Source organism: Pseudomonas sp. FW305-28 (genome assembly GCF_017351395.1).
Lineage (GTDB): Bacteria > Pseudomonadota > Gammaproteobacteria > Pseudomonadales > Pseudomonadaceae > Aquipseudomonas > Aquipseudomonas fluorescens_AA.
Genome location: NZ_JACNDD010000054.1, coordinates 34,857 through 41,322, shown reverse-complemented (window position 1 = coordinate 41,322; position 6,466 = coordinate 34,857). Strand labels below are relative to the sequence as shown.

Sequence of the window (6,466 nt, the reverse complement as noted above, 5' to 3'; positions counted from 1 at the left end):
TTGGAGCCTCACATGCACTCGAATCGTCTTGCGCTGTACAGCCAGCGGATGGCCGCCGTCACCCTTGTTTTCATGGTCGCGATGATGGTCGTCAACGCCGTGGCCTGGCTGTACCCTGAAGCGGCCTCCCGATACGGCCTGGGGTTTGCCCTGACCGAGCGGCAGCTGTCGAGCTTGCCTGAAGAGACGATGCGCTTGACGGGGTGGCAGCGCCTGGGTGGGATACTGTTGACGAGCATTCCCTTGCTGGCCCTGGCGGTCGGGCTCACCAACTTGCGCAGGCTCTTCAAGCACTACGCCCAAGGGCAATACTTTTCCACTGCAGCAGCGGTTTACCTGGGAAATGCGGGGCGCGCGGTGGCGTTGTGGGTGCTGCTGGACTTCATCTGCGAGCCGTTTCTCAGCCTGCTGGTGACGATCAATGCGCCGGTCGGCCAGCGATTGCTGACCTTCAGTATTACCGCACCGTCTTTCGTCGCTTTATTTCTTGCCGCCTGTATTGCGATCATTGCCCGGATATTGTCCCAGGCCAGTGAAATCGATTCAGAAAACAGAACATTCGTTTGAGATCCCCATGCCCATCGTTATTCAACTCGATGTGATGCTGGCCCTGCGCAAGGTCAAATCCAAGGACCTTGCTGCTGCAATCGGCATTACTGAAGCCAACCTTTCCTTGTTGAAACAAGGAAAGGTCAAGGGCATACGCCTGGCGACCCTTGAAGCCATCTGCAGCTATCTGCACTGTCAGCCCGCGGATCTGCTGGTCTATCAACCGCAGGGCGAGGGCGATCAGTCGCCCAGCGCTTGACCCTCGCGCCTTGGATCCGCACCGCCGGCCAACGAGGTTTTCCCTTGCGCGTCACGCACCCGGACAATCGCCTGGGTGCCGCTGTTCATGTCGATCTCGCTCACCTCATGGCCTTTGTCTTTCAGCGCCTGGATCAGTGCCGGGCTGAACTGTCCTTTCTCCAGTTCGGTTGGGCCGTTGCGGCTGCCGAAGTTGGGAAGGTTGATGGCGGTTTGCGGGTCGAGGTCCCAATCCAACAGGCCAATCATTGACTTGGCGACGTATTCGATGATCTGGGAGCCGCCGGGGGAGCCGACAGCGGCCACCAGTTCTCCCCGACGGTCGAAGATCAGCGTCGGTGCCATGGACGAGCGTGGGCGCTTGCCCGGTTCGACGCGGTTGGCGACTTTTTGCCCATTCTCTTCGGGGATGAACGAGAAATCGGTCATCTGGTTGTTGAGCATGAAGCCCTGGACCATCAAGTGTGAGCCGAACGCCGATTCCACGGTCGTGGTCATGGACACGGCGCCACCCTGGTCATCCACGGCCACCACTTGCGAGGTGGAAATACGCAGGGGGGAACGGTCCGGGGCGTAGGCCACCTGGATGCCCGGTGGTGTGCCGGGCTTGGCGACGCCCATGCTACGAGGGCCGATCAGGCTGGCGCGGCTGGCCAGGTACCCGGCATCGACCAAGCCTTTGAGCGGCACGGCGACAAAATTGGGGTCGGCAATGTATTGGGCGCGGTCAGCATAGGCCAGGCGCTCGGCTTCGGCGATCAGGTGCACCGCTTCGGGGGTGGGTTCAATGCCGGCAGGCTTGGCGGTCTTGACCGGTTTCAAAGGCGCGAGGGCCGCGTGGCTGTCGCGCTGTTCCAGGGCTTGCAACGTCCCGAGGATCTGCGCCACGGCAACCCCGCCCGAAGACGGTGGTGGCATGCCGCAGACTTGCCAGCGCTTGTAGTCGGTGCACAACGCTGGTCGCTCCCGTGCGGTGTAGCCTTGGAGGTCATTGAGCGAAAGGCTGCCGGGGTTGGCGTGGTTTTGTACCTTGGCGACGATCTCCTCGGCGATCGGGCCTTTGTACAGCGCATCGGGGCCTTCGTTGGCGATGCGCTTGAGCACGCCGGCCAAGGCTGGATTCTTCAGCACCGTGCCAACCGCCTTCGGGCTGCCATCAGCGTTGAGAAAGTAGGCGGCCATGTCTGGCGAGCCCGGCAAGGACGGGTCGGTAGCGATCAACGTGTGCAGGCGGGGTGAAATCGCAAAGCCTTGTTCCGCCAGCGTGATGGCTGGCTCGAACAGCGTCGCCCATTTGAGGCGGCCATGTTTGCGATGGGCCAGTTCCAGCCCACGCAACACCCCCGGTGTCCCCACGGAGCGACCGCCGATCTGGGCGGCGGTAAACGGCATGGGCTTGCCGTCGGCTTGCAGGAAAAGTCTTTCGGTGGCGCCAGCCGGTGCCGTTTCGCGCCCGTCGTAGGTGCGCACGGCCTTGCCATCCCACAGCACAATGAACGCACCGCCACCGATGCCCGAGGATTGCGGCTCCACCAGGGTCAGCACGGCCTGCATCGCGATGGCCGCGTCGATGGCCGAGCCGCCGCGCCGCAACATCTCGCGCCCGGCCTCGGCCGCCAAAGGATTGGCCGCTGCGGCCATGTGCTTCTCGGCGTAGCGGGTCTGCAGATCGGTGCGGAAGCCGGAAATGACCTCCGGTGGGGCGGGCAATGCCGGTGTCGCTGTGGAGGAGGGTGGCGCCTTACAGGCCGCGAGTGTTAGAGCGACAGCCAGCAGCGAAACGGCTGACAGGCGATGAGAATTCGGTTTGAGGTCTGTAGGCACGTGTCGCTCCATCCGTGGTGTGGAATATAGAGAACGACTGTAGCGATGGGAGGTGTAGGGCGCAAACCAGAAGCCGAATTGTTCACGCGCCATTCCCAGTCTTGGGGGCTCGACAGTGCATTTGCCACGCCGCAGTGTGGCGTGGCATCCAGGGCCGATGGGCCTAAGGGGCGGGCGTCAGTGTCAGGGTGCCTTGGGTATGCCGGGCCACGTCCGTCGATGAAAGGTGCAAGGCCTGGTACTCGCCGCGCATGAAGGGCAGGACCTGATCCTCATAGTGGCTGTTGAACGGAACGCCGCTCTGGCCCACCGGGAGTATGCCGAGGGCTTTGTCCGGCGTGGCCAGGTCGATGACCCGTCGCGTCGAGGGACCGTAGGTGACCGACCAGGGCGCCGGACTCAGCGGTGCGGAGAAGTTGTTCGGCACTTCGTGGCTCCCGGGGGCCGGGTAAGGGCCTGCGTTGAGCAGCGGTGCCAGCCATTTCTGGCTGCCAAGCGGATGCCCCTGCGTCAGTTGATGCACCTTGCCCCATTGCCACTGCGTGGCGTCGTCACCCAGGGTGGCCCGCAAATGGGCGATGCTGGTGTTCCAGGCACGAACGATCACGTCGGCCCGCGTCTGCACGTCCGGTTGTGTCCTGTCCTTCCACCAGGGCGAGTACTCGTCGGCGACCAGACGCGGCAGTGCAGCGTCTATTACGCGGGTGCTCAACAGGTTCTGGAACATCATATCGCCCAGCTCATCGTGCAGGGCGCCATAGCTCAGGTCATAAAGGAACTGTGTGAACAGCGTGGCGTCGATCGAGTCCAGCGGGTAGTCGCCCTGCCACTGCGCAAGCTTCTCCAGCCACTGGCGTTGACGCGGGTCGGCAATCGCCGCGCGCAGGATCGGCAACACCGGTTGCAACACACGTTGGGCATAGCCGGTCTGGGTGTCGAGTTGCAGCCGGGTGCTTTTTTCGATGTTCCACTGATCGTCCCGGTCCAGTTGTCGGGTCAGGCGTCGACCTCGGTCGGGCAGGTTGTAATAACCGGGTATCGCCATGCCATCTGGCGAGACGGGCTGGGCGTTGGCGGAGACGATGTAGCCCCTGGCCGGGTTTTCTTCATGCGGGTTGGCGCTGAACGGGTAGTAGCCGTCCTTGTCGGCCTCGGGGGTGCTGCCGTCGAGAATGAAATCCGCGGTGACCTGGGACGGGCGCCTGGGCAATCGCGCAGCCGCCCACCAGGCGATGTCGCCTTGGGCATTGGCGTACACCACGTTGAGTCCCGGGGCCTTGATCAATGACGCCGCCGTGCGAGCCTTGTCCAGCGTGTTGGCACGGTTGAGCTGATAAAAGGCATCCACCACCGGGTTATCGCCGTCCAGGTACGACCACCAGAGGGCGATGGGCCGGCCAGGGGCATTGTCGCCCAGCGCATCATTGATGATCGGGCCGTGGGGGGAGCGGCGCAGGCGCAGCATGACCGGTTCGGCATCACGCACCTCGATACTCTGCTGTTCTTCCTGCATGGCGACCCAACGGCCCTGGTACCAGACTTCATCGGGGTTGTCGGGATTGGTGGTTTCGCCAATCAAGTCAATGTCATCGTTCTGGAACATCGTGAGGGTCCAGGCGAAGTCGTTGCTGTGCCCCAGCAAGGCGAACGGCACGAGGCTTTCGTAATCGCCGTAGAGTTCGAAACCGGGGGCGTTGAGGTGGGCTTCGTACCACACCGATGGTACGGAAAAACGGATATGCGGGTCACCCGCCAACAACGGCTTGCCGCTTTGCGTGCGCCGGCCCGAGACAACCCAGGCGTTGCTGCCCTCCATCTGCGGTAGCCCGGAATGGTTCACGGCCTGTTCGCTGAGCTGCGCCAGCGCCGCCATCGATTGCCAGTCGGTGGCGTTCAGGGCCTGGCTGCCAAGGGCGCCTCTTGGGTCCCAACTGCGATCGAAAATGGCCAGGTAGGGCGCCCCCAGCGTGTCCTTGACGTAGGTCAGCATGGGTTCGGTACGAAACGCAGCGGCGAAGCTGTAGGCCATGTAGCCGACCACGCTGTAGACGTCCTGGGCGGTGAACGGCCTCTTCTCAATACCGAGCAAGTCGAACTCTACAGGGCGTGGATTTTCCATCTGATAGGCGTTGATACCGTCCAGGTACGCCTGCAACGCCTGCCAGGTCGCGCTCTGGTGATCGGCATGCGCCACCTGCCAGTCTGCTTGTTCACGGATACGCAGGGTGCGGAACAGTCTGTCGGTGGGCAGCAGCTTGCTGCCCAGTACGGCGGCCAGTTCACCGCGGGCCAGGCGCCGGAGCATTTCCATCTGGAACAGGCGGTCCTGGGCATGCACGTAGCCCAAGGCTCGGTATGCGTCGGGCTCGTTGCCGGCAGTGATATGCGGTACGCCACGCTCATCGAACCGCACCTCGACTGGCGACTGTAGTCCAGGCAGGCTGGCCAGCCCCTGTCGCTGCGGTTGCTTGCCATAGAGGTAGATGGCGATCACGGTAACGCCGATCAGCAGCGCCGCCGCAACGAAGACGCCGATGCGCTTGAGCATGCGTGGTTTTGCAAGGGACGTGGGGGGCAGGGGGACGTTGAGGGCGGTCATTGCACACCCAGCCTTTGGCGAGCGTGACGCAACCGTTGCAGCAGGTTGAGCAAGGGGCCGGTCATGACCGTGGTGACCACGGTCATGATGACAAAAAGGGTAAAGAGCTCTTTGCCGATAATCCCCAGGTCGAGGCCGATTTTCAGTACCACCAGTTCCATAAGGCCCCTGGCGTTCATCAATACGCCGATGTCAATGGCGACCGGTGTCGAATAACCGGCGAAGCGGGCGCCCAATGCACCGCCCAACAGTTTGCCGGCGATTGCCACCAGCAGCACCAGGCCTAGCAGGCTTACACCGACGGCCGAAAACGTCGCAGCGGTGGTGTTGAGCCCGGCGAGGGCGAAGAAACCGGGCATCAGCACGATGACCGCAATATGCTCCACTCGCTCGACCAGCATGTTCAGCAGCCGTTGGTCTCGCGGCAGGCATGCGCCGAACAGAAAAGCCCCGAACACGGCATGAACTTGCAGCCATTCGGTGATGCTGCCGTACACCAGCGCACCACACACAAGTACCGCGAGCAGGGTCAAGGTACGCCTGCCCTCAAGGTGGGCTATCCAGCGCCTCAACAAGGGACGTACGCACCAGAATGACGCGCCGCACAAGGCTGCCAGGCCACACAATCGCAGAGCCAACTCCTGCCATTGACGGTCCAATTGCAAACTCATCGCGGTGATCGCCAGCAACACCCAGGCACACACATCACTCACGGCGGCAGCCATCAGCGAGAGCGCACCAACCTCACTGTCGAGCATCCGTCGCTCCTTCAGAATGCGCGCCAGGACCGGGAACGCGGTGACCGAAAACAGCGTTGCAATGAACAGGTTGAAGCCTAAGTGGGGGACGCCGGCAGGTGCGAAGGTACTGTAGAGAAGAGGGGCGATCGCAACGCCCAGAATGAAGGGCAGGGCAATGCTGCAGCCGGCGATCAGCAGCACTTTGCCATGGGCGTAGGGGGCGTGCTGTTCGGGCATACGGAACTCGGCGCCAACGACAAACATGAACAGCAGAATACCGAGGTCGCTGAGCACCTTTAATTGTGTAACAGCGTCGCCCTTAAATAGTGCGTGGTGGAAGTCGGGAAAGAAAAAACCAAGTACTAAAGGGCCCAATACAAACCCGGCGATCATCTCGCCAACCACTTCTGGCTGCCCTAGTCTTTTTAGAAAGGCACCTGCAACCTTGGCCGTTAATATTATAAAAACGATTTGCAAGAAGAGCATGGGGTTACCT

At 62.1% G+C, this 6,466-nt stretch carries 5 protein-coding genes; 2 read left to right on the top strand and 3 right to left on the bottom strand.

The features are described from left to right. Both J4E53_RS14590 and J4E53_RS14585 read left to right on the top strand, forming a co-directional pair. A partial coding sequence (locus tag J4E53_RS14590) for a DUF2975 domain-containing protein (RefSeq protein WP_310650537.1) occupies positions 1 to 567 on the top strand: 567 nt, incomplete at its 5' end. 7 nt (positions 568 to 574) lie between these two features. After that, complete coding sequence (locus J4E53_RS14585) at positions 575 to 808, top strand: helix-turn-helix transcriptional regulator (protein WP_060740620.1); 234 nt, start codon at positions 575 to 577, stop codon at positions 806 to 808. Here the strand turns inward: J4E53_RS14585 and ggt are convergent. From ggt to J4E53_RS14570, 3 genes are all read right to left on the bottom strand, one after another. After that, the gene (gene ggt, locus J4E53_RS14580) at positions 790 to 2,643 is read right to left on the bottom strand and encodes a gamma-glutamyltransferase (protein WP_103308975.1); all 1,854 of its coding nucleotides are present in this window, start codon (positions 2,641 to 2,643) and stop codon (positions 790 to 792) included. The two genes, J4E53_RS14585 and ggt, sit on opposite strands and share 19 nt — an antisense overlap. Before the next feature lie 151 nt (positions 2,644 to 2,794). Beyond that, positions 2,795 to 5,179, bottom strand: coding sequence for a penicillin acylase family protein (locus J4E53_RS14575; protein WP_103308974.1), 2,385 nt, complete (start codon positions 5,177 to 5,179; stop codon positions 2,795 to 2,797). Between the two features lie 47 nt (positions 5,180 to 5,226). Continuing rightward, entirely contained in the window at positions 5,227 to 6,456 is a 1,230-nt protein-coding gene (locus tag J4E53_RS14570) for a cation:proton antiporter (RefSeq protein WP_060740622.1), read from the bottom strand. Positions 6,457 to 6,466 lie beyond the last annotated feature (10 nt).

Coding starts and splice junctions, on each gene's coding strand:
- J4E53_RS14585 (WP_060740620.1), top strand. CDS start 575: ATGCCCATCGTTATTCAACTCGATGTGATGCTGGCCCTGCGCAAGGTC.
- J4E53_RS14570 (WP_060740622.1), bottom strand. CDS start 6,456: ATGCTCTTCTTGCAAATCGTTTTTATAATATTAACGGCCAAGGTTGCA.
- J4E53_RS14575 (WP_103308974.1), bottom strand. CDS start 5,179: ATGCTCAAGCGCATCGGCGTCTTCGTTGCGGCGGCGCTGCTGATCGGC.
- ggt (WP_103308975.1), bottom strand. CDS start 2,643: ATGGAGCGACACGTGCCTACAGACCTCAAACCGAATTCTCATCGCCTG.